This is a genomic window from Psychrobacter sp. CoH-33_TS_01, from assembly GCF_058189395.1.
On sequence record NZ_JBVGQI010000001.1, the window covers coordinates 591690 to 615043 of the forward strand.

A 23354-nucleotide genomic window follows, 5' to 3' on the forward strand; every position below is an offset into this window, starting at 1 on the left:
CATACTAGCACCATCGGCTCCAATACACAGATAAATACTAGGTTAAATAATGCTCGCCGCTATCAGTAAGATTAAGGCAGGGATTATAGAGGTTATACCACTGTTATGACGTAAGTTTTTCTCAGTGACTTCCTATGTGCGGGTTTTAAACAGGCTTCACTATAAGGATGAAACGGTGGTTTAGCTTACGGAGCGATAGGGTGTGGAATAATAACGATGCGCTATAAATGGTTTTGGTTACATTTCTTTTTTCATTGGATTATTACGATTTATAGTGTTCATAAAATTTTGCTAAATAGCTGAATTAGAAATATTTTCTATTATATTTTATTAGTATTACTGTACATTAAATGCCTTTAAGTCTTATTCTTATTGGCTTTGCTAAATTGATAATTATTTATTAGCTTGTTAAGGTTGTTATTTTAATGGGCAGTTTTGTAATCATATGAGTGAAGTTAAAGTAGGTAGATTGGGCCCGTTTCCGCGGGTGAGCAAACCCGTTTTTATTGTTTCGACCTTATTAATTATAGGCTTTATTATCTTTGGCGCTTTATTTACAGAAACTGCAGGGGCGGTTTTTAGTTATTTACAGACCTTTATTACCACCAAGTTTGGTTGGTTTTTTATAATTTTAGTGAATGTTGCCTTAGCGCTATGCTTATATATAGCGATGAGTCGCTACGGGGATATCCGGCTAGGGCATCAGACTGAGACGCCGCAGTATAGTCTAGTGTCGTGGATTGGCATGCTGTTTTCAGCCGGTATTGGGATTGGTCTGCTCTATTGGGGCACGGCTGAGCCGCTGTATCATTTTATGGCACCGCCGATGGGCGAGGCAGAGAGCATTGAAGCGGCCAAGCAAGCAATGAATATCTCCTTTATGCATTGGGGGTTACACGCTTGGGCTATTTATACTATCGTCGCGTTATCGCTAGCCTATTTCCATTTTCGCCGCGGGCTACCGCTGTCGATTCGCTCTACGCTTTATCCTATTCTGGGCAAAAAAATATACGGACCTTGGGGCCATACCGTCGATATCTTAGCCGTGTTTGGTACTATGTTTGGGGTAGTGACTTCGCTAGGTCTGGGGGTGATGCAGATTAACTCAGGGCTTGAGAGTCTCTTTGGTATTCCCAATAGTTTGATGGTGCAGTATGCGCTAATCGCCTTTATCACCGCGATGGCGGCACTGTCGGTGATGATGGGTCTTGATAAAGGCATCAAACGGTTGAGCGATATCAATATTGGTCTCACTGCCATTTTGCTAGCCTTTATGGTCATATTAGGGCCGACCTTATTTATTTTCGACAGTTTCGTTGAAAATATTGGCAATTACGTTGCAGTTTTAGTGCCGCTAGGGACTTGGGGCGAGGCCTATAGTGGCACGGATTGGCAGGCTGCATGGACTATTTTTTATTGGGCTTGGTGGGTCAGTTGGTCACCATTCGTGGGCGTATTTATTGCCCGTATCAGCCGTGGTCGTACCATTCGTGAGTTTACGCTCGGTGTACTGCTCATTCCGATGACCATTTTATTCTTTTGGTTCACGACTTTTGGTGGCGTCTCTATTCATATGGAATTAGCCGCTGCACTTGACCCAGCTATCCTAAGCCCCGGTCTCATTGATGCGGTGAAAACGGACAGTGGGAGTGCCATTTTTCAATTAATCCAATACTATCCGCTAGCGAAACCGATTACCTTATTAATCATAGTGATGATTATGTTGTGGTTTGTGACCTCGTCAGATTCAGCCAGTTTCGTCATTGATATGTTGACCGCTGGTGGGGATACCAACCCACCAAAGATTCAGCGACTTTATTGGGCAACGACAGAAGGGGTTATTGCCGCTATCTTATTAGCTGCCGGTGGCCTAGGAGCCCTACAAGCCGCAGCTATCGTCGCCGGTTTCCCGTTTGCCTTGGTGGTCTTTGTGATGATGTATGCGTTATTGCGAGGCTTGAGCCGCGATCGCCTGATACTCTATCGCAACCAGCAGAAATTCATCACTGATGAGTCAGCGGAGCATAACTCTGCGAATGAGTTTGTCGATGAGCATCTGTTGAAGGGCCCGCCTAAGATTGTCTCAGGAGATTAACGCCTAACTATTAACAATTAACGATTTAAACTAAAGAATAGCTCTGCCTATGCAGGGCTGTTTTTTTGGCTAATTTTCCGGTTTATGGCAGGTAGATAGAGGGGTTTAAGGTTTTGTAAGATTAGTTTCACAGCAGGATTTATTAGCTACGTTTATAAATACTTACGTTAAAAACATGACAGAAATTTGATAATACGTAAACAAATTGTTATGGTAGCTCCCCCAAAAAAATTGAGAGACACTATGGATCAGCTGAAAGTTGGCCGTTTAGGGCCATTTCCGCGGGTCAACAAACCCGTTTTTATTACGTCGGCATTATTAATTGTCGGCTTTATTATTTTTGGTGCGCTGTTTAATGACCTGGCCAGCACGGTATTCGTTGCCATGCAGTCCTTCATTACCCACCGCTTTGGTTGGATGTTCCTTATCTTAATGAACCTGGCGGTTTTTTTATGCCTATTTCTCGTTATGAGTAAATATGGCGATATCCGCCTGGGTCATCAGACCGAAACACCGCAGTACAATTTACCTTCATGGATTGGCATGCTGTTCTCAGCAGGTATTGGTATTGGCCTGCTTTATTGGGGAACGGCTGAGCCGCTATATCATTATATGGCGCCACCCATGGGTGAAGCTGAGACGGTTGCCGCCGCAAAACAAGCGATGAATATCTCCTTCCTACATTATGGTATTCATGCTTGGGGCATTTATGCCATCGTCGCTTTATCACTGGCATATTTCCATTATCGCCGTGGTCTACCGCTAGCTATTCGCTCGACCTTGTTTCCCATTTTAGGCCAAAAAATCTATGGCGGTTGGGGTCATACGGTCGATGTTTTAGCCGTCTTTGGGACTATGTTTGGCGTGGTCACTACGCTAGGGCTAGGGGTGCTACAGATTAACTCAGGCTTAAAAGGTCTGTTTGGGATTCCCAATAGCGTCACGGTGCAGATTATTTTGATTGTGCTCATCACGCTATTGGCGTGTGGCTCGCTCATGATGGGGCTGGATAAAGGGATTAAGCGGCTTAGTAATATTAATATTGGCTTAACCTTCATCTTGTTAGCCTTTGCCATAATATTTGGCCCAACCCAGTTTATCTTCGATAGCTTTGTAGAGAATATCGGTAACTATGTGCATCAGCTGATACCGTTAGGTTTTTGGAGCGAGGCTTACAGTGGTACGGATTGGCAGTCTTCTTGGACGATTTTCTATTGGGCCTGGTGGATCAGTTGGTCACCATTCGTAGGGGTGTTTATTGCCCGTATCTCGCGTGGCCGTACTATCCGTGAGTTTCTATTGGGCGTGCTCTTCATCCCCATGGCCATTCTATTTTTATGGTTCACCACTTTTGGCGGTACGGCTGTCCATATGGAGCTAATGGCAGCAGCAGACCCGGCTATCGCTAGTCCTGGCTTAGTAGAAGCGGTCAGCGCAGATACCGGTAGTGCTATCTTTAAATTGATGGAATTCTATCCGTTCACCTCAATAGTTAATTTTATCATTATGATTATGATTGTACTGTGGTTTGTGACATCATCGGATTCAGCCAGTTTCGTCATAGATATGTTGACAGCTGGTGGCGATACCAACCCCCCGAAGATTCAGCGACTATTCTGGGCAGGTACGGAAGGCGTTATCGCAGCTATCTTATTAGCAGCAGGGGGCTTACAGGCCTTGCAGGCAGCAGCTATCGCGGCAGGTTTCCCGTTCGCTATCGTCGTGTTTGTGATGCTGTACTCGCTGATGCGCGCTTTAGGTCGTGACCGACTGATTCTATATCGCAATCAACAGAAATTCATCACAGACGAGTCGGCTGAGCATAACTCTGCCAATGAGTTTGTCGATGAGCACCTGTTAAAAGGCCCACCAGCGATTGAGTCTGGTGAGTAACCTTTGATGGCACTGTTAATCTCCCGTTATTAGTGTTTAGCCTGACAGTTGTATTGCCTAAAACAAACCCCTCGTTATCTAAGATAGCGAGGGATTTTTATTGGGGTTCTTATTGGAGCGGTTGCTGAGAAAGCCTTTATTACGAAACAGTTAAGCCTATTGTTTCTTCGCTGTAGCACCGCATTCGCCCGGCACATAGCTGATTGCTTCAGCGCTCATACAGCCACTACAAGCGTTGCCGCTAGTACGATAGCTAATCCCTGTTGCGGTTTTAACTTTAACGCAAACGGGGTCGTATTGCATGGTGCACATGGTTTTTTCGGGGTTAAAGGTAGGGCATTGGGTGGCTGTTTTATTATCATATTTTATGGAGGTCGTAGTGGGTTGCACTGGCGCTTCTAACGGCTGCGTTTGCGGTACTGGAATAGTCACCATAGGGTCACACCCCGTTAGCGTTAATCCCACTGGCAAGCTCAAAGCTAAGCAGAGTATAGCCGACCAAGATTTATAGACGGGTAGTGGTTTAGGGGTTATTTTTTTAGCCATTTTTCGTTGCGTATCCGTGCTGCGCATAAAACATCCTTTTAATAATAACGAGCAGTTATAGGGGGCTTTTTAATATTAGCTATCGTTTTTACAGGGAAATAACTATAACTATAGCTAATGCGGCCTAATCTGTATCTTAACGAAATTCTTCGGATTAACAAGTAGCGTATTGGTGAGCAAAGCAGAAGACAGTGCGCAGTCAAGCATGAAAAATAGACAGAAAAAATAGCCTATCAATAAGACAGGCTATTTTGGTAATACGTTACAGATTGGGCAGTTGAATAAATAAGGTTATTTGCCAACCTGAATATATTTATCAAAGTTCTGCGCGTAGTCGTCTAGATTATCGCTGAGCATTTGACGATATTGCTTGGTATAAAAGTCCAAGATATCTTCTTTTTCTTTACGCAAGTCATCGCCTTTGACAAAGCCAATAGAGGCGACAGAGGCGCTATAGCGAGCCGCAGCATATAATAATGAGGCGCCCACTTGGCCTGAATGTGAGGTTGGGCTCAATTGACCGTTTGCCAGCTCAATCACGGCATCGGCACGATGATAAAAAGCCTGCATATCAGCAGTAACTTCAGTCTCTGTTGCGGCATCGGCGGCGTCATTAGAATTATTTAAATTAGCTTGGCTATCGATATTATCGTTGCTCATAGGGTCTCCGCCTTAGTAGTGGTGGTAATGAAAAAATAACTAACGGCTGCCTATTTAATGATAGAGCCGCCGTTAGTTATCGCGAATTAAAGGCCAGCAGCAGCTTTTAGCAAGTCAGCTTTGTCGGTTTTTTCCCAAGTGAAAGCAGTCTCAGACCCTTCGCGGCCAAAGTGACCATAGGTGGCGGTCTGCTGATACATGGGTTGTAATAGGTTGAGCATATGAGTAATGCCATAGGGACGCAGGTCAAAGTGGCTGCGAATCAGCTCGATAATGGCTGCATGGCTGATTTTAGAGGTACCAAAAGTGTTGATAGAAATAGAAGTTGGCTCTGCTACGCCAATAGCATAACTAATCTGCACTTCACAACGCTCAGCGATACCGGCGGCCACTAAGTTTTTGGCGACATAACGGCCGGCATACGCTGCGCTACGGTCTACTTTAGAAGGGTCTTTACCACTGAAAGCACCACCACCATGACGCGCCATACCGCCATAAGTATCGACGATAATCTTACGACCGGTTAGACCAGCATCACCTACTGGACCGCCAATGACGAACTTACCCGTTGGGTTGATATGGTAGCGCGTGCCTGCATGCAATAAATTCGCTGGTAATACGTGCTTAATCAGGCTTTCCATAATGGCTTCTTGCAAATCGGCTTGCGAGACGTCTGGGTCATGCTGCGTGGATAATACGACCGCATCGATAGCAGAAGGGATGCCGTTTTCATACTGCAGCGTGACCTGAGCTTTCGCATCAGGGCGCAACCAAGCCAACTCGCCTGAGCGACGCAGCTCTGATTGACGCTCCATTAGACGATGCGCATACTCAATCGGAGCGGGCATCAAGACTTCGGTCTCGTTGCTCGCATAACCAAACATCAAGCCTTGGTCACCGGCGCCTTGGTCTTCAGGGTTAATGCGGTCAACGCCCTGAGCGATCTCTGGAGACTGCTTACCAATCATGTTGATAACGGCACAAGTCTCGCCATCAAAGCCTAAGTCTGAATGGTTATAGCCAATGTCATTTACGGTATCACGGACGATGCGCTCGATATCGATATTGGCGGTGGTGGATATCTCACCGGCCAATACTACCGCGCCTGTCTTTACCAAAGTTTCGCACGCTACTCGCGCATGCAAGTCTTCACGCATGATAGCGTCAAGCAGGGCATCGGAAATTTGATCAGCCATTTTATCGGGATGGCCTTCGCTGACAGATTCGGAAGTAAAAATTTCGTATTCACGCATAATCGGGACGTCGCTTATTTGCAGGCACTGCTATCACTATACTTATCCGCAATGATAAGTTCTATGCGCTTATTTTATAAAGACAAAGATTCAGTGATAGCAGGCGGAAAGGAATAAATAAAATAGCGTATTTTACCGTGAAACGCTATAAAACTCTAGCAGTGGTTCTTACTATTAAGGCAAATGGATATTTTCAGAGCATTAACAGAATTATAGGAGAATCTTTAGCGCTTGCCTTTTCTAAATAGAGGCGACTAAGTGAAGGTTAATAACCCTGTATTTAGGGGTTTAGTCGTTAAAGCTCTAAAAAATGCGCTTTGTCTTTAAACATGCATTCTTCATACACCGGGCAGGCGCCGCATTTTGGCGTGCGCGCTTGGCAAGTATAGCGACCATGTAAGATAAGGTAGTGATGCGCATCAATAATAAAGTCATCAGGAATACGCTCAACCAGTTTCTTTTCTACTGCTAATACGGTCTTGCCTGTCGCTAAACCCGTACGGTTGCTGACACGAAAGATATGGGTATCGACAGCCATCGTGGGCTGACCAAAAGCAGTATTCAGTACCACGTTCGCAGTTTTACGGCCCACCCCTGCTAAGGCTTCTAGCTCTGGTCGAGTATCCGGGACTTGGCTATTGTGTTTTTCAATGAGGTCAGCACAAGTTTTGATGATGTTTTTGGCTTTGGCGTTATAAAGGCCAATGGTTTTGATATAGTCTTTTAGCCCATCTTCGCCTAGCGCTAAAATAGCTTCAGGGGTATTGGCGACCGTAAAGAGTGGACCCGTGGCGATATTGACGCTTACATCGGTGGCTTGTGCCGACAATATCACGGCAATGAGTAATTCAAAGGTACTGTTATAGTGCAGCTCGGTGACCGGCTCATCGATAGTAGCCGCGAGCTTTTCAAAAAAAGGGCGAACGTCGCGATTGCGCAAACGGCGTGAGGGCGGGGTATCGGCAGTTTTATGTTTAACGGCTTTACTCATAATGGCTCTTTTTCACTCGTAATGATGCTTTTTATTCATAATGAAGGTTGGCTATTGAGTTTGATTCTACAGACGCTGTCAGTTCGGCTAGTTCTAATTGTAAGGCGGCCAGCTCAGTTTGTTTTTTAGGATTATCACGCACGGCCAGTTGCTTCTCTAATTTCTTAATTTTGGTGCGTAGTTTCGCAGCAGCGATAGTATGCTTGGCTTCATCCTCACCGATATCAATACTTTGATTGGTGGCATTGCCTAGTTTAGCCTCAACCATACTGATCACCGGTTTGGCATGCGTGCGATCCGCCAACTGCTCAGTGACGCGGTCTAAATGGGTGTGATAGCGTTGGCGCAGATGCGCTTGTTCTTGCACGCGCTCCTCAGCCGTAGGGGTATGCTCGATTTCTACTAGGTCAATACAATCCACAGGGCAGGGCGGTAGACACAGCTCGCAACCAGTGCAGAGGTCGGTAAAAATGGTATGCATATGCTTGCCTGTACCGACGATAGCATCAACGGGGCAGGCAGGAATACACTTGGTACAGCCAATACAATCGGCTTCGCGAATGATGGCGCGCACTTCTCTAGGTCGACCTGAGGTCAAATCAGTTGGCCACTTTGACGGGGTAACAGGCAGTGTTTCTTGTCCCATAAGCTGTGCGATAGCATCGGTGACGGGTTGTCCACCCGGTACGCATTTATTCACCGGCTCTTGCTGCGTGACGATAGCAGTTGCATAAGGCAAGCAGCCATCGGGATGGTCGCATAAGCCACACTGCGTTTGCGGCAGGCAAGCGTCGATTTGCGCAATCAGCTGTTGCGTATGCTGCGGTAAGGCATCGAGTTGCAAACTATCGAATAAGATAGGCAATGTGGCTAAACGATTAGTAATAGGCGTAGCTGGCGTACTGTCGTCACCATTATTGGCTTGAGTAACCTCGGCAGCGCTATAAGACGAGTGGTCAGAAGAGATCATTTAATAAAAGGTACTTAATAAGTTAGAATAAATTCATTAGGGAATGATGCAGAAAAAGATAACCGTTGTTCCAATGGGCTAGCTGCTAAGCGGCTATATTCTAATTAGCAATATTCTGATCCGCTATATAGCCAGTCCTGTTTAAAAGGGGTACTTAGCGAGTCACTGATATAAATTTTCTGGCTAGAAGTCATTATATGACTGAGGCAGGCGCAAACTTATACCAGTGACTCTGTGTCAAGTCTTGAGTGGACTGACTATATTAGCTTATGCCTGATTAATAACTTGCTGAATCATATCAAAAGCAATCGAGCCTGCTGAGGGAATATGCGGTAAGTCAGTAATATCAAAAAAAGCCGCATGAGACAGTTCTTCCGCTTCAATCATGACCTCACCCGACTCGTATTCGGCATGAAAACCAATCATCAGGTTTGAGGGATAAGGCCAAGGTTGGCTGCCCATATAATGAATTTTGCCCACGGTCAGCGCCACCTCTTCAAACACTTCACGCCTTAATCCCTGCTCGAGACTTTCACCGACTTCAACGAAACCGGCAATCAAGCCATATAAAGGATTGCTCTTCGGGATACTGGCGCGCTGCGTATGACGATGATGTTGGGCCAGCAAAATTTGCAACACCCCGGTGGCAGGGTTTGCTCGCGTAATAATTGTAATAATACACGGTTGAATACGCGGGTACTGAGCATGACCGCAAGTGGCATCTAAGCATACCATGGCACGCTCACCAGAGCGATGCGGCGCTACGGGACCCCCACAGCAGCTGCAAAAGCGAGTTTGTGCCTGCCAGCGTAACAGTTGAATGGCTTCACTTAAACTTTGGCAGTTTTGTGTAGATAGACTCGCTATTAACACCCGATAAGGGATAAAGCTTAAGGTATCGGCTATGGCAATATGATGGTCTTGAGCAAACTTTAGACTCATCGCGGCCGTACTAGGTAAAGTAGCGTCTGCTGCGGTAGCGAAAGGGTGGCTTAACGGCACCAGACCCCGTTGCTCATAGGATAATGTACTAACAGCAGCGTTCGCTAATGGCTTATCTACTGCGGTAGCCGTGGGTGCGCAATTTTCCTGTGCGGGAATATCTAAACCAAACGGCAACCAATCGGTTGCCGTTTTTTGACATAAGACGTGGTCACCGTCTATTACTAAGGCTGTTATAGGCATCAAAAGCTACTCATAAGCGCATGCCGCTAGAGGACAGCAGCGCTTATTAATAAAATAAAAAGAAATTATCGAAAAATAGGGCATCTAAAAATACGTATCTAAAAAGAAGCTGTCCAAGAATGGGGTCATAATAAAACAATACAATGCTTCAATTCAGGCTTAAGTTAAGCCGCTGCTAGTAATTGGCTCAGACTACGTTGACCGATAAGCATAGCTTGCTTACCCACAGGATGCTTTTTCTCTAAGCCATCTAATTGGTAGTCGACCGCCATTAAGATATCAGCGATATGCTCTAAATTATCTTGGTTGATACCGCGAGCCTCATCAAAGGTATAGTTCTGTACATGTTTGACCAAACGGCTCAACAGATGGACCGCATTTTCAATAGGTAAAAAGCACACTGCGCCAGCGACTTGCTGCAACAGTCCCGCTACTACCTCAATGCTTTCTTGATTGGCTAACGGGTCCTCGACATACCCGGTGATAGTCGTCTCAATCTCTTTAATGGCTAGGCGACACTCTGCAACTAAAGTCTCATAGGCGGTATCGAGCTGATGCATAGAGATATTACGGTTGTGTAGAGGCATATTGAAGGCCCCAGGAATATGCGCCTTAGCCATAATGATAGAGGCGTTTTCGGCCACCATCAAAGAGTTAAGCAGCTTATCAAAATCCTCTGGCCTAGGGGTCTGCCAAGCTTTGACCGATTCGGCCTCTGCGTATAAGGCATCTGTCGCATCTTGTAGCCCTAGCAGTTTCATAGCACCGCCTAAAGCAACAAGGTCGCTAGCAATTTGCTTATTGTCCGTGGTCGAGCTTTGGAAGTCATCTTGGCGAGTATAGACATCTACCTTTTGTTTAATCTCATTGATTTGTGATTGGATTAACTCGTTGAGAGTGTCTGTGACTTTACGATTAGGGCCAAATAAGAAGCGCTTCATTTGCTCGCGCTGCTGATCGTCCATACGGTTAAAAGAGTATTGTTGTTCAAGCGCGCGGGCTTGTGCATGATTGCGCTTACTGGCAAAACTCACCAAATCCGCAAACCGGTTGTCATTCACAGGCAGATAGTCGTGGAATTGCTGCTCTACGAATATCAAGGTGCGTTTGCGAGCATTACTTAACGGTAGAATCTCAGCGATATCCGTCACAGCAGCCGTTGCAGCTTGCCAAAACAACGTATCGGTATGCGCTGCAATTAACGCACAGGCAGCCGCCATTGCCGTCAGCTTTTTCTGCTCATCATCGCTCAGATTGGCCACCTTTTTAGTGAGTACTACGCTCAGACCTGCACGATAAGCTTTGCTTAATTTATCGATATCGAGATTCAGGCTGCTTAAAGATTGATAGTTGCGTTCTGGATTGGCGATAGAGATACTGGTGCTCTTGAGCTGAGCAAAGGCATTGTTAGCCAACTCAGGCTTATCAAGATGCTGATAAAGCTTATTAATAATAGGCAACAGTAAAGAAGGCTCTAAAGTCTCTTGTAATAATACAAACTCGATATAGCGATCCAACGTCATAATGGCTTCTGAGAGATCCATAATACGTGCCGAGTCATTATTATCACCAGCATCGTAGAGCTGCTTTAAACATAAGGCAATAGCTTCGGCCAATTCACTGGCCCCTTGCAAGGAGATGAGCTTTAATACGTCAGTCAGCTGGGTCAGCACTTCTACCGAGTCTAGCAATAGCGGGGCTTGCTCACTGTCATCATTGAATTCACTGAGATGGGTCTCCGCATCTTTTAACGCCACATCAATTTCACTACGCAGCAGATGTAAAGAAGGTAAATCAAAGTTGTTGGCTGATAGCGTTGACGTGTTACCTGTTGAAATAGAGGTATTAGGCTGCATCATAGTTAAAATATTCCAATGAAAATTATACAAGCAAAGAATTATGTTCTTGGTATTCTGCTGAGCATTATTGGTTCGTATAGGTGCGCAATTCAACTTTTTTGTCTCTTGACGCACCAACCGACTTTAACTGTGTCAGCAGAGCGCAACACCAGCTATCTATACCAGTACATGCCAACCTTGAGAAGGGGTGGTACCGCTATAGTCAACACCAGCTAACCTTACAATCAGCCAATCGATAACCTATAGTTATCATCAGCATATTCCCATTACAGCACTTTAGCCATAAGTATTCAACTGGCAGGAATAAATTTCATAATAAGGGTATCTTACCTTACCTATAGGCTAAGCCTGCCAGACTTCTTTTAGTGCCGGATATTGCTCACTTAATTCAGCTAGCCAAGCCTGATGCGCGCCGGTGTCTACGGGAGAGGCGACTAGCAAGTCAGCCATCTGGGCAAAGGTCGCGTGAGAGCCGCCGCCATCGCTTTGGGTATCTTCATCAATAGCTAGTGCGACTTGGCCACCAGTCATAGCCAGATAGACTTCGGCTAAAATCTCTGCATCGAGTAAGGCTCCGTGAAAAGTACGGTCTTGCTTACCCACGTTAAGGCGTCTGACTAGCGCATCTAGCGTGTTACGCTGCCCCGGATATTGCTGCTTCGCCATCACTAAAGAGTCAGTGACTTGTACCGTATCCGCAAAGCCTGTGAGGCCCACACGGTCAAACTCCATGCTCAAGAAGCTCATATCGAAAGGGGCATTATGGGCTATAACCTCAGCGCCTTCCATAAAGTCAAACAGCTTTTGCGCCACTTCGGCAAACTTGGGTTTGTCCTGCAAAAAAGCTTCAGAGATGCCGTGAATACGGATAGCGCCTTCGTCCATACCACGCTCTGGATTAATATAGACGTGCAGCTTCTCTCCAGTAAACTTACGACCAATCATCTCGACAATACCGACCTCAATAATACGGTCACCCTTACCGGCATCTAGACCCGTGGTTTCCGTATCCATAATCAGCTGGCGTGCATTACGGCCGCGATGGATGGGCTCAGGCAATAGCGGCACAAAATGCGGGTTAAACTTACTGGTATCGCCATCAAAAGCTATCGGTGCTTCTGCCATTCGGTCGCTAGTCGTTTCGCTATTAGCCAGCGTTGGATCACTAGCAGAGACGGTAGCAGGCGCATGAGTATCAGAGAAATTAGCGTTATCTTGGGTCATAGGAGTAGTGTCATTTGGTTGCGAGCTTGATAAAGAAGGCGAGCTGGTTGGTTGTACATTACTAGTTAGCAAGTCATTAGGTAGCAAATCAGCGTTTGATAAATCATCACTTGCTAAGGGAGCACTGGCCAAGAATTCTTCTGCCAATACCTCATCGGCGAAGTCTTCGGGCAGCTCATCCGCAAGGTCTTCTGGCAATTCATCTGCCATATCCAAACCTAAAGGATCAAAGGCTAGCCAATCGTCTTCAGCAGGAGCTATAGTGTTTTTTTTTAGCCCAGCGGCTTGTTCAGAATTAGCAGCTGGCTCAGCATTGGCGTGGGCGACGTTAGCTCCAGTAGAGTTAAACGGTTCAGGGTGACCTGCCAGCACTCGCTCAACTCCCAAGTTGGCCAGCTCATCTGCTTTTTCATTACCTGCATGACCAGCATGACCTTTGACCCAATGCCAACTCACATCACGCGCTTGACGTAACTCATCGAGCTGTTGCCATAGGTCTTGATTGGCAACAGGTTTATTACCAGACGTTTTCCAACCTTTCTTTTTCCAACCATCAATCCATTGAGTGATGCCGTTTTTGACATAGCTGGAGTCGGTCCAGAGCTCTAAGGTCACATCACGTGGGCTCTGTTGTAACGCTTGAATCGCGCCCATCAGCTCCATCCGATTGTTCGTAGTTGCTTTATCGCCGCCGCACCACGCTTGGGTCTGACCATCGGCGAAGACTAAAAACGCACCCCAACCACCAGCCCCTGGATTGCCTTTGCAAGCCCCATCAGTAAAGGCAACGGTAGTATTGGCTTTTGCATCTAAAACAGACATAGACTCTCTTTTACAGTAACGATATATAGAACTTCGACGAATACTTTAAACAATATTTTCAATCAGAAGGCGCTGCCTATTGGCAACTATTGGCTAAGGATTATAAGGCTTAACGGCAGTATTATGAAGAGAAGAGCCTAAATAAAGCCATAAATCGTGTTGGCAACGCGCTAAAGGAGTGCTTAGACGGCGGCATCATGGCTAGCAATGGGGTTATCTATATAGATATCTGAGGATATTTGCTAATATAGGCGTTTATATTGGACGATGGTAGTGTGAGTCTATGCCCGCCTTAAGTAAGCTGATGAATTCTGTACGCTCTTTTGCAACACCCTATAATGATAGCAACCGTACTGTATCCTCGATTGGGCTGCGTAAAATATTGCTTAGCACAATCGCTGTGAGTGCGCTGACCCTTACCGCCTGTAGCCAAGACCCTGAAAAGTCAGCGGCAGTCACTACTGATACTAAGGCAACGACGCAAAACTTAACAGACCTCATCGGTTGCTATACGGTGGGTTATGGCGAACCTGCGCAGATTAAGGTTAGTGAAAATAATGGCCAATACGTCATGCAGATGAAAGAGCCGGCCAGTGCGAAACGCGTTTGGGACACCCCAGAAGCCTTAGAAGTGCTGCCCATCTCGAAAGTTCGTGAGTTTTTCTCGATTGATGCGAATAATATCGATGCCATACTCGCCCGTCCAGACCGCTTTCTAGTCTTAGCTCATGTCAAAAGCGTGTATGCCAATATCGATCCGCTACTCGATAGCGAATATCTCGCCTATATCTATAAAGGCGCGAATACGGTCTATAAAGTAGAGTGTGATGAGGTCAATACAGATATCTTGGCCGACCCGCATGCCAATATTGTGATTGAGCAAGTGGGCGAGCAGTAGACAGTAGAGCTAATAGCGATGGGCCGTTACCCCGATAAACGCACTACTGATTATTGGCAGTTCAACCCAACAGACAAAGAGGAATACCGTGGGATTTATAAGTTATGTATTAATAGGGGGCATTGCCTACGCATTGGGCTGGGCCACGCGCACCTATATATTGGATAAAAAACCCGCACCAACACAGCCGTATCGTTTGACGCACCCCGTCATTTTGCAGTGTTTGGCCGCATTTTTTGTCGTCATGCTGGTAGTCTCTTGGCTGCTAGGTAAATTTATCATGGGGCATCCTTCAGCGGATATCGCCTTTATCGTGGTCAATTCATTGGTGGCGACCTTTGTTTTTTCGTTTGGGGTCAATCCGGACAAAGTGCGTTACGATTTGCCAGACTAAGGGACGCTAGGTAGGCATTCAGTTGCCTGCTTTAGGTTACCCATCTGCGTTTAAACACCCCGATATTTCCTTGAATTATCTTTTACATCATCTCTTAAAACCTTTCTTAAATTATAGTTTTACTACCGTAGTGAGCGAGCACTCTTATGTCTAGTTATCCAATCGATAAGGCTGAATCGCCTACTTCTGCAGGGTCTACTGAAACAAAAGCACTGAGTCGTCGGCAGTTTTTGACCAAGGCGAGCATTGGGGTAGGGGCGCTGACGATTACGGGCAGTACTTTCGCTAAGGCAGTGACTCAGCCGCTTGCTCAATCGCTTACAAATGCTACGCCACCTACAGCAACTCCTGTTGCGACTAGTGCGAACTGCTTGCCAGCTACGATTGCTACGCGTCTGTTTGCTAGCTCCAATGCCGGCGTGAATGATGAGCGCAACCAGTTAAGCCTTGAGCGTTTAAGCTGCGCCGGCTTCCATATTGACAACCCTGAAATTGTGCAACGGCAGTTTTTACGTTTTGCGGGTACTGACAGCCAACGGGCTAGCGATTTACAGAATATCGCAACTGGTGCTATCGCTGCCCCAAAGCTGCTACTTGGGGTGCGTGGTGGTTATGGCGCTATGCGCGTATTGCCGATGCTCGATTGGGTAACGTTGGGCCGAGTCATGCAGGAGTATGGCACGATTATGGCCGGCTTTAGTGATGTCACTGCTGTGCAGTGTGCGCTGCTGGCACAAGGGCAGATGAGTAGCCTAGCCGCCCCGATGCTCTATAGCGAGTTTGGTAAAGCTAAACCGGATCAAATCAGCTCGCAAGGGTTTGTCGAAGCCTTGACCAACCCGGCGTTACAGATAGAGCTTATCCCGTCGCCATCACAAGCTATTGTAAATCCAGCTAAACTATTATCTAAACTACCGGCTTCAGGTATTACCGGTACGCTTTGGGGAGGCAATCTAAGTGTTGTCTCCGCGCTGGCGGGTAGCGACTATCTACCGCAACCTGATGGTGGAATTGTCTTTTTAGAGGATGTTGGCGAGCAGCCTTATCGGGTAGAACGCATGCTGTATAGCCTATATCTGGCGGGCGCCTTTAAAAATCAGCAAGCTATTGTCTTGGGAGCCTTTGCGGGTACAGGAGAGGACAGCTATGATGCTCGCTATAATATGGATGAGGTCATCATGCAGTTGCGTAAAGTAACGGGTTTGCCAGTATTCACGGGAGTGCCCTTTGGTCACGTTGCTCGCAAGCACAGCTTCCCGTTAGGCGCTACTTGTCGACTAACGGCTAATGAGGCGGGCATGACGATGGCATTTAGTGGCTATCCGGTGATTGAGCGCGGTCTTATTCGGGCTGAGGCTTTGTGGTAGTAGGTTTTATTGAGGTTGATTTAACGTAGTATCTTACTGGCATGCCACAATGTCAAAAGAGCTGAACTTTAACCCATTAAGTATTAGTCCTTAGATAAATCTTCCACCAAACCTTGTACCCCAAAGCCAGCAGCCTCAACCGCCCCCGCCACATACCCCGGAAACTGCCGCGACCACTCACTACCAATACCGGTCAGGCAGTCAGTCCAAACCCCCGATTTTGCTTTAGCCATTGGCGCTGAGGCATGCTGACCATCGCTATGCGCATCTGCTGCGGTAGCAGTAAAAGGGTCTTGCGCCCAGTCTTTAAGATACTCTGCTATTGGCGCATTAGCTTCTGCTCCAAACAGTTGTACCAATTGTGCTCGGCAGTAGTCTTTTAATACCTCTGTAGATACACTTTGTCTAGACGCTGCTGGCACACCGACAAAGCCAAATAAAGCACCATGTCCATTCTGAGACGCATCATGACTTTCAACCAGAGGTCCTATTGCACTGCGGCCTTCACCAGACAGACCTTGCTCTCGCCAAAACGGTTTATCGTATACTGCAAAATATTTAGCATGTGGGGCCATCCAAGTCGCTGTCGCCTGCCATTGCGTTGCTAACTCAACAGGTAGAGGAGGTTGAAAATCAATATTGGTTACCGCTAACCGTGGAGGTAACGCCAGTAACACATGCTGTGCCTGCAAAGTCGTTATTTGACCTAAGCCATCTTCGCTACTTATCTCAATATTATTACCGGTATGATGGATACTACGCACAATGTGACCAGTGTGGATAAGAGAGCTATCTAAGCGGCTATATAGCGCCTCAATCAAAGCCGTCATACCACCTACCAAGCGCATAGAGGGTGGCGAACTTTGATAGCCGGGTGACCTTACAGGCGACTGGTTGGCAGAGCGTTCAACCATCATGTCGCCCTCTTCAAATTGCGGAAAGCTTTTGAGTTGCAATTCATCTATTAGGCTGGCCAGCTGTTGCTGATAGGCTGGCCAATACCATGAGGGTCCCAGGTCAAAGCTGTCTCCATTATTTGCAATACCAGTATTAGTATTAGCATCAGTATCTTTTAAAGACTTAGAGGATAGAATACGTCCCCCTAAAGTCTCGCGCGCTTCCAAAAGGATATAGTCGATACCTTGTTGCTCTAATAAATACGCGGCATATAGGCCACTTAAACCGCCACCGATAATAGTTACTGGTACCTTTTGCATAATTATTTTCCTAACTCAAATTCTATTTCTTAAAAGACTATCTTCGTATACTCGAACTATTAAAATTAACTCGTTGTAAAATCGTCTGGATTGATATGGGCGAGTTGTCCAGTCTTCAGGTATACCGTCGCGCCTTTCAAGCCAGCGGCTAATTCAACTTTGGCTCCTATCGGAAAGCGTAACCAACTATTAGGTTGATAAGTTTTTTCTCCCTCAACGAGCTCGCCAGCTACTACCAGTAGCTCAGCACCGTTTACATTCTCAATAGTTAATACCGTGCCTGCCTGCCAACGCTGTAAGCTGACTTGTTCGCGCTCATCAGCAAATAGAGGACAAACCTCGCGGTCCCCATGGCATTGCCAATTATCAGCAACATTGGTATCAATACACACATGCTGATCTTCATCGGGCGACATCTGCCAAAGCTTAACGAAAATAATAGCGCCCTCACGGCTATAAGGCTGATGCCCAGAGCTTGGGGGATTACGGATATACCAGCCCGTAGGGTAGTGGTCGTCGCCGTCAGAAAATACGCCGGATAAGACTAAAATCTCCTCACCGCCCGGATGTTGATGATGTGGAAAATAAGACTCGGGTGCGTAGCGTACGATACTGGTAGCCCGAGTTTTTTCATCACCCAATCGGTCTAGCATAATGCGCTCAACGCCTTGCTGTGGCGAGTTCACCCAGTGTTGCTCTGCTGGCAGGGATACTGCACGTTGTGAAAAATCGGCATTGACTAACATAAGGTACTCACTAACATAAGAATTTTTCCAAAAAACAGTATAGAGGCAATGGCTAAATGACTATTAGCTGCCAATTTTTATAAGAGTTCAAATAAGTATTTAGCTCAAGACTGGCTATTGCTATTAACGGTATGGTTGCGCAGGGCTTGGCTAATTTACTGATAGTTTGGCTCAGCAGAAAGTGGCTTATAAGCTATCTACAAACCTTAGATATATTATTACCTTATCGCTTAGCCAAAGTGTGGCAATAGTGTATATAGTGCTACTAATGACACCAAGTTATTGCAACAGCATCATTCAAGATTCTATTTTCAGGGAAGGGAATAGCCATGCGAATACTAAAACAGAAGGCGATACATAAAGTAGGAATACTAGTACTGGCTCTGGGACTGACGATTACTGCTTGGGCCAGTGATTTTTCGACGACTAAAATGCAAGCCGAGCAAGGGGATATAACAGCGCAAGTCAGACTGGCCACTATGTATTCTCAAGGGATAGGAGTAGCGCAAGATGGGCTCCAAGCTATTGCCTGGTTTAGAAAAGCAGCGGAGCAGGGAGATGATATTGCTCAACATAATCTCGGTGTGCTGTATGAAGGCTGTAATGGCGTGCCGGAAGACTATGCCCGCAGTATGAGCTGGTATCTCAAGGCGGCTGAGCAAGGCTGGGCACCCTCACAAAATAACATTGGCGAGCTTTACCAATACGGCCGAGGCGTGCCAAAAGATGCTGTTAAAGCCGTGGCTTGGTATCGTAAAGCCGCGGAACAAAATTACGATGATGCGCAATATAATCTTGGGGTCAGCTACCACTTAGGGGAGGGCGTGCCGCAAGACGATCGTACCGCGATTGAGTGGTTTGAGCAGGCGGCGGCGCAAGGCAATGCCAGTGCGCAATATACCTTAGGCATGATGCATTATCACGGTCGAGTCTTTGCACAAGATTATGTTAAAGCCAGGCAGTTATGGGAGCAGTCTGCTGCACAAGGCCACGCCAATGCCCAGTATAATCTGGGAGTGATATACCATCATGGCATGGGCGTAGAAAAAGATAGTGCTAAGGCCTTAGAGTGGTACGAGAAAGCAGCAGCTCAAGGCGTCGCAGAAGCCCAAAATAACTTGGGATCAATCTATGAGAATGGTGATGGCGTGCCTAAGGACAATGCTAAAGCTATACAATGGTATAGCAAAGCTGCGGCGCAAGGCGAGTACGCCTCGCAATATAATCTCGGTTGGTTATACGAGAGTGGTCAAGGGACGCCACAGGATAAAAAGAAGGCGTTTAATTGGTATCAGAAGTCTGCCGACCAAGGCGATGCGATGGCGCAGTACGTCGTCGGTACCATGTATAAGTACGGCGATGGGGTGGCACAAGACTCAGCGCAAGCTAAAAGTTGGTTAAGTAAGGCTTGCGATAATGGGGTGACGATTAGCTGTGAGCAGTAGGTGGCCATATAGCGCTTACTAGCCTTTACCTTAGCCCTTATTTAATTGGTTGATAATAGGGCTACGATATAGCATTTATCCTCGAAGCCCACGTTCTGTGGGCTAGGTGATTATAAAGTCTCACAAAATCTGACCGCTATATTTTATGCAACTTTAAGCTTCTGTACTAAGACCGTTGCGTCAACGCCTGATCGACACTCATCTGACCACCACCTTGTACAGCTAGGGCGATTAAAGCCACCATCAAAGTCAGTGCGTACTCGTAGCCATTATTAGCTGCGAATAGACCGTTACTAATATGCACACTAAAGATGGCAACCAGCATAGTAAAAGCCGCTGCGACCGCTGCTGGGCGAGTCAGTAAGCCTAAAATCAAAGCTAGGCCGCCAAAGAACTCTGCGCTTCCTGCCAATATCGCCATCATATAGCCGGGTTCTATGCCTATGCTGCTCATCCAACCGGCTGTGCCGGCTAAACCATTGCCACCAAACCAACCAAACAGCTTCTGTGCGCCATGAGCGGCTAAGATCAGGCCTACAGGCACACGGAGTATGAGCGCGGCGATACCGGCATCAGTGCGTAAAATTTTATTTAACATAGAATCGTTCATATGGGGTTACTCTATTGATTGTAGTTAGATTATAAGGGGCGTTAGGATTAATGGGTTAATCGCTACAGGGCGCCCACTTTACTAGCAACATAAGGTAAGAGTAAGCCATTAGATATAGAATAATTAACAACAAAGCGTTGATAATAGCCGGCATGAGTAATCGTCAAAGCAGCTTTTTAAAGTAGCTGATATTTGATTTTAATTAGCTGGTGTTTGATTTTAAGCAGATGTTTTACATAACAACCATGTTGCGCAGTCAGTATAAAATTGGGGTAAATAATGGATAGAATTGATGCCATGCGAGCCTTTGTGGCCGTAGCGCAAGAGGGCAGCTTTAGTCAAGCGGCTGAGACCATGGCCATGTCCCCACAATTGGTGAGCAAATATGTCGCCAAACTTGAGGAGCGCCTTGGGGTGCGCTTACTCCACCGCACTACGCGCAAAGTTAGCTTGACCGAAGCCGGCAGTCATTATTTTCAACATTCGCAGCAGATTTTGGCCAGCATCGATGAGATGGAGACGCAGTTGAGCGGCTTGCAGCATATCCCTCAGGGGACTTTGCGCATTAGTGCTCCAGTATCCTTTGCTCTCAAACATATGGCCAAACTCATTACTGATTTTCAGGCCCTATATCCTTTGGTGCATGTTGATTTACAATTGAATGATCGTAAGGTCGATATCGTAGACGAGGGTTTCGATATTGCCTTACGTATTGGTCGTCTAAAGAGCTCAGCGCTTATTGCGAAAAAAGTCGCACCTATTCGCGTGGTATTGTGTGCGTCGCCCAGTTATCTAGCAGACTACGGCACACTGCAGAGCTTAGATGACCTTAAAGACCATCGCTATTTGCATTACAGCTATATGGAAAGGGATGATCAAGAAGAGATTTACCGCTGGCTAACGCACGGCATAGAACCAAGCTATATTACCAAAAGCTATGTGATGAGCAGCAATAATGGCGATGTGTTGGTCAATGCTGCTATAGAAGGGGCAGGCGTGGTATTACAGCCGACCTTTATCGCTAGTGAGGCGCTAACTAATGGCAAGTTGGTGCAAATCTTACCGGAGTTTGAGCCCGCGGCTTTAGATCTCTATGCTGTTTATGCGCATAAAAAGCTATTACCGCATAAAGTCAGATGCTTTATTGACTTCATTGAAGGTTATTATGGATCACCACCGTATTGGGATCAGGCTATAGCAACTTAATAGTCAGTTTGGACTTGCCAACTTGCTCGCTTATAGGGATAATATGCCCCGTGACTAGGGCAGTTCTGAGCGAAATATTCCTAGCAATAGGTCTTTATTCTATATTTTAGAGAATGAATTTATAAAAGCTCAGAAAAGCGGCAAAAATGACTTGTAATTTAAATTATTTTTGTTAATATAGTCCACCTTGATTGGCTGGATAGCAAAGTGGTAATGCACTGGACTGCAACTCCTTGATCGCCGGTTCGATTCCGGCTCCAGCCTCCAAATTTGCTGTAAAATATAGATAAAAAAGTATAAATAAAGTCTTGATTTATTGATACATCTCTATATAATAACGCTCTCTTATCCTACTGCAACCAAGTCCAAATCTACCAGCAGTAAGGTAATACAAGTTTTGCCCGGGTGGTGAAATTGGTAGACACAAGGGATTTAAAATCCCTCGCTAGTAATAGCGTGCCGGTTCAAGTCCGGCTCCGGGTACCATTACGTCAAACCCTTACAGTCTCAAGTCTGTAAGGGTTTTTTAATGCCTGATATTTAGTAATTCTGCGCTATTGGTGATTTTATTGAAACAGCATTTTGATACTATCTTGATACTTTGAGACAGAGAGGGAATAAGCTATTATCTAGCTCTTGTTGCCCGTTGTTGTTTTGATATAGAGATAAAAACATGAAAGCCAAACTGACCAAGCGCTACGTTGACTCCCTGCTATTTTCTGATAAAACCGAGTATCACCAAGATACTGAGCTGCTAGGCTTTGCTGTCTGCATTGGCAAGAAGACCAAGCGGTATATGGTAAACAAGCGAATTAATAATAAGCTGCATCGCATCAATATATCAGATACCAATCTTATGACGGTAACTGAGGCGCGTGAAGAGGCGATTCGGATTATGTCAGCCGTCATGCAAGGCGAGGATCCTAACGCAAAAAGAAAAGCTGACGAGGCAAAAGATGCTAGCATACCAACATTAGGGGAGTGCTACACCTACTTTAAAGCGCACAAGACGCTCACCAGTCAGACGCTAAAATCCTACGACCGTCAGATGCTAACGCTACTTGAGGACTGGCTTGATTTGCCAATCAATGATATCAACAAATCAATGATCGTCTCCAGGCATCAAAAACTAACTAAGGCCAGTAAGGCGCAGGCTAACGCCACTATGCGAGTATTACGCTCAGTTTGGAACTATTGCCGTCAAAGTTTTTTAGATGACAATGAAGAGCCAATTATTAAAGAGCATCCGGTAGCAATACTTAATGCGAAAAAAGACTGGAATGTAGTCAGACCTCGCACCAAACACGTCTCTGAAGAAAATCTTGGTGTTTACTTTAAGGCGGTATTGAGATTCACCGATAGATACAGCCACAAGCAAGGGGCTTACAGTCATAATGCGCGAGATATACTACTGCTTTTTTTAATGACAGGCGTGCGACTGAATGAAGCGCAATCACTAGCTTGGAAGAACGTCAACCTCAAGGCTGGCAGGATAGAATTCCTAGACACGAAGAACGGTTCTGATTACACCTTGCCGATGGGCGATATACTATGGGCTCTCATGAAAGAGCGAGCAAGATTTCGCGGCGACAGCAAGTGGGTGTTTCCATCGATACGAACCAAGTCCACTGATCACGTAAAGAACATGAAGGCGTCTTACGACCGTCTAAGCTCGCAAGCTGGCTTGCATATTACACCTCATGACCTACGCCGCACATTCATTAGCGTAGCAAATGGTCTGCAAATGAATTACCCAGTGCTAAAGAAACTGCTTAATCACCGTGAGTCACAAGCAAGCGATGATATAACACTGCAATATATTCAAATATCACAGCGTCAGCTCAGGGAAGCTTTGAATAGTATTGAGCAATGCTACTGTGAGCATGGCAATATAACGCAGCAAAAAGCCATTGAGATACTATTTGATTACCAGGGATTTGACGAAAATCAGGCATAAAAAAAGCCAGCATTAC

At 46.0% G+C, this 23354-nt stretch carries 19 protein-coding genes and 2 tRNA genes; 10 read left to right on the plus strand and 11 right to left on the minus strand.

Going from position 1 to position 23354, the window contains the following annotated elements; all coding sequences use genetic code 11:
- Positions 1-445: 445 nt before the first annotated feature.
- On the plus strand, positions 446-2095 hold the full coding sequence (locus tag ACZ2XM_RS02425; RefSeq protein WP_490588419.1) for a BCCT family transporter: 1650 nt from the start codon (positions 446-448) through the stop codon (positions 2093-2095).
- A gap of 243 nt (positions 2096-2338) precedes the next feature.
- Positions 2339-3988, plus strand: coding sequence for a BCCT family transporter (locus tag ACZ2XM_RS02430; protein WP_490598314.1), 1650 nt, complete (start codon positions 2339-2341; stop codon positions 3986-3988).
- 156 nt (positions 3989-4144) lie between these two features.
- On the opposite strand, the gene ACZ2XM_RS02435 is transcribed toward ACZ2XM_RS02430, so the two are convergent.
- The 8 genes from ACZ2XM_RS02435 to dnaQ form a co-directional block, all read right to left on the minus strand.
- Positions 4145-4561 carry a hypothetical protein gene (locus ACZ2XM_RS02435; protein ID WP_490588416.1) on the minus strand — a complete coding sequence of 139 codons (417 nt, stop codon included), beginning with the start codon at positions 4559-4561 and terminating at the stop codon, positions 4145-4147.
- A 264-nt stretch (positions 4562-4825) separates the two neighbouring features.
- Positions 4826-5104 carry a DUF3144 domain-containing protein gene (locus ACZ2XM_RS02440; protein WP_227676717.1) on the minus strand — a complete coding sequence of 93 codons (279 nt, stop codon included), beginning with the start codon at positions 5102-5104 and terminating at the stop codon, positions 4826-4828.
- Between the two features lie 176 nt (positions 5105-5280).
- A complete protein-coding gene (gene metK, locus ACZ2XM_RS02445; RefSeq protein WP_490588415.1) occupies positions 5281-6447 on the minus strand; it encodes a methionine adenosyltransferase in 1167 nt (388 codons plus the stop codon).
- Between the two features lie 295 nt (positions 6448-6742).
- The gene (gene nth / locus ACZ2XM_RS02450) at positions 6743-7438 is read right to left on the minus strand and encodes an endonuclease III (RefSeq protein ID WP_490588414.1); all 696 of its coding nucleotides are present in this window, start codon (positions 7436-7438) and stop codon (positions 6743-6745) included.
- A gap of 31 nt (positions 7439-7469) precedes the next feature.
- A complete protein-coding gene (locus tag ACZ2XM_RS02455; protein WP_490588413.1) occupies positions 7470-8408 on the minus strand; it encodes an RnfABCDGE type electron transport complex subunit B in 939 nt (312 codons plus the stop codon).
- 267 nt (positions 8409-8675) lie between these two features.
- On the minus strand, positions 8676-9593 hold the full coding sequence (gene nudC, locus ACZ2XM_RS02460) for an NAD(+) diphosphatase (RefSeq protein WP_490588544.1): 918 nt from the start codon (positions 9591-9593) through the stop codon (positions 8676-8678).
- A 164-nt stretch (positions 9594-9757) separates the two neighbouring features.
- Positions 9758-11452, minus strand: coding sequence for a hypothetical protein (locus ACZ2XM_RS02465; protein ID WP_490588412.1), 1695 nt, complete (start codon positions 11450-11452; stop codon positions 9758-9760).
- 342 nt (positions 11453-11794) lie between these two features.
- Positions 11795-13498: a DNA polymerase III subunit epsilon gene (gene dnaQ, locus ACZ2XM_RS02470; protein WP_490588411.1), complete on the minus strand. Its 1704-nt coding sequence runs from the start codon at positions 13496-13498 to the stop codon at positions 11795-11797.
- Between the two features lie 283 nt (positions 13499-13781).
- Between dnaQ and ACZ2XM_RS02475 the strand changes: the two genes are divergently transcribed.
- The 3 genes from ACZ2XM_RS02475 to ACZ2XM_RS02485 all read left to right on the plus strand — a co-directional run bounded on the left by ACZ2XM_RS02475 (position 13782) and on the right by ACZ2XM_RS02485 (position 16157).
- Positions 13782-14396, plus strand: coding sequence for a hypothetical protein (locus tag ACZ2XM_RS02475; RefSeq protein WP_490588410.1), 615 nt, complete (start codon positions 13782-13784; stop codon positions 14394-14396).
- 88 nt (positions 14397-14484) lie between these two features.
- Entirely contained in the window at positions 14485-14790 is a 306-nt protein-coding gene (locus ACZ2XM_RS02480) for a hypothetical protein (protein ID WP_490588409.1), read from the plus strand.
- 146 nt (positions 14791-14936) lie between these two features.
- A complete protein-coding gene (locus ACZ2XM_RS02485) occupies positions 14937-16157 on the plus strand; it encodes an LD-carboxypeptidase (RefSeq protein WP_490588408.1) in 1221 nt (406 codons plus the stop codon).
- 83 nt (positions 16158-16240) lie between these two features.
- Here the strand turns inward: ACZ2XM_RS02485 and ACZ2XM_RS02490 are convergent, their stop codons facing one another.
- Both ACZ2XM_RS02490 and ACZ2XM_RS02495 read right to left on the minus strand, forming a co-directional pair.
- Positions 16241-17374: a flavin monoamine oxidase family protein gene (locus ACZ2XM_RS02490; RefSeq protein WP_490588407.1), complete on the minus strand. Its 1134-nt coding sequence runs from the start codon at positions 17372-17374 to the stop codon at positions 16241-16243.
- A gap of 65 nt (positions 17375-17439) precedes the next feature.
- Entirely contained in the window at positions 17440-18120 is a 681-nt protein-coding gene (locus ACZ2XM_RS02495) for a cupin domain-containing protein (RefSeq protein ID WP_490588406.1), read from the minus strand.
- A gap of 329 nt (positions 18121-18449) precedes the next feature.
- On the opposite strand from ACZ2XM_RS02495, the gene ACZ2XM_RS02500 reads away from it, so the two are divergent.
- On the plus strand, positions 18450-19565 hold the full coding sequence (locus ACZ2XM_RS02500; protein WP_490588405.1) for an SEL1-like repeat protein: 1116 nt from the start codon (positions 18450-18452) through the stop codon (positions 19563-19565).
- A gap of 166 nt (positions 19566-19731) precedes the next feature.
- On the opposite strand, the gene ACZ2XM_RS02505 is transcribed toward ACZ2XM_RS02500, so the two are convergent.
- The gene (locus ACZ2XM_RS02505; protein WP_490588404.1) at positions 19732-20175 is read right to left on the minus strand and encodes a DoxX family protein; all 444 of its coding nucleotides are present in this window, start codon (positions 20173-20175) and stop codon (positions 19732-19734) included.
- A gap of 279 nt (positions 20176-20454) precedes the next feature.
- On the opposite strand from ACZ2XM_RS02505, the gene ACZ2XM_RS02510 reads away from it, so the two are divergent.
- The 4 genes from ACZ2XM_RS02510 (at position 20455) to ACZ2XM_RS02525 (ending at position 23338) form a co-directional block, all read left to right on the plus strand.
- Positions 20455-21381, plus strand: a complete 927-nt coding sequence (locus tag ACZ2XM_RS02510; protein WP_490588403.1) for a LysR family transcriptional regulator — start codon at positions 20455-20457, stop codon at positions 21379-21381.
- Between the two features lie 193 nt (positions 21382-21574).
- Positions 21575-21648 (plus strand) — tRNA-Cys (locus tag ACZ2XM_RS02515).
- Positions 21649-21780: 132 nt separating this feature from the next.
- A tRNA-Leu gene (locus ACZ2XM_RS02520) sits at positions 21781-21867 on the plus strand.
- A gap of 187 nt (positions 21868-22054) precedes the next feature.
- Entirely contained in the window at positions 22055-23338 is a 1284-nt protein-coding gene (locus ACZ2XM_RS02525; protein ID WP_490588402.1) for a site-specific integrase, read from the plus strand.
- Positions 23339-23354: the final 16 nt, after the last annotated feature.

Excerpts from the sequence above, each read along its gene's own strand:
- ACZ2XM_RS02440 (WP_227676717.1), bottom strand. The coding sequence starts at position 5,104 with ATGCAGGCTTTTTATCATCGTGCCGATGCCGTGATTGAGCTGGCAAAC.
- ACZ2XM_RS02490 (WP_490588407.1), bottom strand. The coding sequence starts at position 17,374 with ATGCAAAAGGTACCAGTAACTATTATCGGTGGCGGTTTAAGTGGCCTA.
- nth (WP_490588414.1), bottom strand. The coding sequence starts at position 7,438 with ATGAGTAAAGCCGTTAAACATAAAACTGCCGATACCCCGCCCTCACGC.
- ACZ2XM_RS02425 (WP_490588419.1), top strand. The coding sequence starts at position 446 with ATGAGTGAAGTTAAAGTAGGTAGATTGGGCCCGTTTCCGCGGGTGAGC.
- ACZ2XM_RS02455 (WP_490588413.1), bottom strand. The coding sequence starts at position 8,408 with ATGATCTCTTCTGACCACTCGTCTTATAGCGCTGCCGAGGTTACTCAA.
- ACZ2XM_RS02465 (WP_490588412.1), bottom strand. The coding sequence starts at position 11,452 with ATGATGCAGCCTAATACCTCTATTTCAACAGGTAACACGTCAACGCTA.
- dnaQ (WP_490588411.1), bottom strand. The coding sequence starts at position 13,498 with ATGTCTGTTTTAGATGCAAAAGCCAATACTACCGTTGCCTTTACTGAT.
- ACZ2XM_RS02475 (WP_490588410.1), top strand. The coding sequence starts at position 13,782 with ATGCCCGCCTTAAGTAAGCTGATGAATTCTGTACGCTCTTTTGCAACA.
- ACZ2XM_RS02495 (WP_490588406.1), bottom strand. The coding sequence starts at position 18,120 with ATGTTAGTCAATGCCGATTTTTCACAACGTGCAGTATCCCTGCCAGCA.
- metK (WP_490588415.1), bottom strand. The coding sequence starts at position 6,447 with ATGCGTGAATACGAAATTTTTACTTCCGAATCTGTCAGCGAAGGCCAT.
- ACZ2XM_RS02510 (WP_490588403.1), top strand. The coding sequence starts at position 20,455 with ATGGATAGAATTGATGCCATGCGAGCCTTTGTGGCCGTAGCGCAAGAG.
- ACZ2XM_RS02505 (WP_490588404.1), bottom strand. The coding sequence starts at position 20,175 with ATGAACGATTCTATGTTAAATAAAATTTTACGCACTGATGCCGGTATC.
- ACZ2XM_RS02430 (WP_490598314.1), top strand. The coding sequence starts at position 2,339 with ATGGATCAGCTGAAAGTTGGCCGTTTAGGGCCATTTCCGCGGGTCAAC.
- nudC (WP_490588544.1), bottom strand. The coding sequence starts at position 9,593 with ATGCCTATAACAGCCTTAGTAATAGACGGTGACCACGTCTTATGTCAA.
- ACZ2XM_RS02525 (WP_490588402.1), top strand. The coding sequence starts at position 22,055 with ATGAAAGCCAAACTGACCAAGCGCTACGTTGACTCCCTGCTATTTTCT.
- ACZ2XM_RS02500 (WP_490588405.1), top strand. The coding sequence starts at position 18,450 with ATGCGAATACTAAAACAGAAGGCGATACATAAAGTAGGAATACTAGTA.
- ACZ2XM_RS02435 (WP_490588416.1), bottom strand. The coding sequence starts at position 4,561 with ATGCGCAGCACGGATACGCAACGAAAAATGGCTAAAAAAATAACCCCT.
- ACZ2XM_RS02485 (WP_490588408.1), top strand. The coding sequence starts at position 14,937 with ATGTCTAGTTATCCAATCGATAAGGCTGAATCGCCTACTTCTGCAGGG.